2 protein-coding genes are annotated in these 1,208 nt (G+C 39.7%); both read left to right on the top strand.

Annotated features, from left to right (window positions below; all coding sequences use genetic code 11):
• Positions 1-59 precede the first annotated feature (59 nt).
• Positions 60-362, top strand: a complete 303-nt coding sequence (locus ACLTX1_RS11030; RefSeq protein WP_412330930.1) for a hypothetical protein — start codon at positions 60-62, stop codon at positions 360-362.
• Between the two features lie 88 nt (positions 363-450).
• The gene (locus tag ACLTX1_RS11025) at positions 451-999 is read left to right on the top strand and encodes a hypothetical protein (protein WP_343285152.1); all 549 of its coding nucleotides are present in this window, start codon (positions 451-453) and stop codon (positions 997-999) included.
• Positions 1,000-1,208: the final 209 nt, after the last annotated feature.

Here is a 1,208-nt window from a genome sequence, read left to right as displayed (position 1 = left end):
TCTTTGCATCTATCTTACGCAGCGTATACAAGCTCTCCGGCGCGAAAAAGGCGTTTGCTTTGCCGGAGGATGCACTGCGAAAAGAAATTGAAAAGCAGAACCGGCATCGTGGCGTTTTTACGCCCACCGACCACAAGGCGTATTATGAAACGATCGCGGCGCACAACAACGCGCAGCCCGAGCCGCTGCCGCAGCCGACCTGTCGGAGGATGGGCAGCTTTGCCTCCGCATATTGGAATTCAAATTCAAAATCTATCATCGCAAACTCTTTTCTTAATTTAATACCAGCCGAAGAAGAACTGCTGTCAAGTGATGGCAGTTCTTCTTTTTCGGCAAGTATTCAAGAAGTCATTAAGTCGTGAGTATAGTCGAAGTGATAGAAAAATTCGTAAAGATGTGGTATAATACTTTTGATTAAAAACAATAAATGAGAATTTGGAGGTAAAAAGCATGATGAAGCTCGATAATTTTATTAATATGATGACGGGACACTTTAATAACAAAGAGCAGTTTGATAATATGCAGAGAGAAGGGAAAACATATCCTTATGCAGAACACATTAATACAATCTGTAATGAGAAAATTTTGAACCTTCCTAAAGATTTTAATGGTAAATTTGTTGTTGAAGAAAGCTACTATGAGACAAATGGTAAACGCCATGCTTCCCCACATCTTTTCCTTATTACAGAGAAAGAAGACGGAATTGTGTTGCATTCTTATGAAATACCAGAAGGAGAAGATAAAAGTACGTTTTCATATGATTCTATGAAAAATGCTGACTACACTGAATTGAAAAAATCTGAAAAATTCACTCCGGCGCTCTATCATGAGAAAGATGGAATCTGGGAAGGAGGCAGTACAAGCCAGTTTTCACCGGTAATGACATTTAAGCTTTGGGAAAAGTTTTCTGATAGTTGTCTGGAGGTATCTGAAAGCATGGAAGTTAATGGAAAGAAAACTTTTGGATATGATGAACCAATTATCTATAAGCGAGTATAATCCAAGAATGAAATATTGCGATAAATTCCAGTTTGCCGAACTGAATATAAGGATGATCCGTCTGCGGTATGGGAGGACCCCCATACCGCAGATACTTATCAGCCGCCCATACAGACCGGTATGAGATTCCCGTAAAAAATACCACCTATGTTCCTAAAACAACCACCTATCGAGAATCGGTAGAAATCGGTTCTTGATTTTCCTATACT

The organism is Hominenteromicrobium sp. (genome assembly GCF_046974225.1).
Lineage (GTDB): Bacteria > Bacillota > Clostridia > Oscillospirales > Acutalibacteraceae > Hominenteromicrobium > Hominenteromicrobium mulieris.
Note: the sequence above shows the minus strand (reverse complement) of the source record. Positions and strands in the feature narration are given on the sequence as shown.

Coding starts and splice junctions, on each gene's coding strand:
- ACLTX1_RS11025 (WP_343285152.1), top strand. CDS start 451: ATGATGAAGCTCGATAATTTTATTAATATGATGACGGGACACTTTAAT.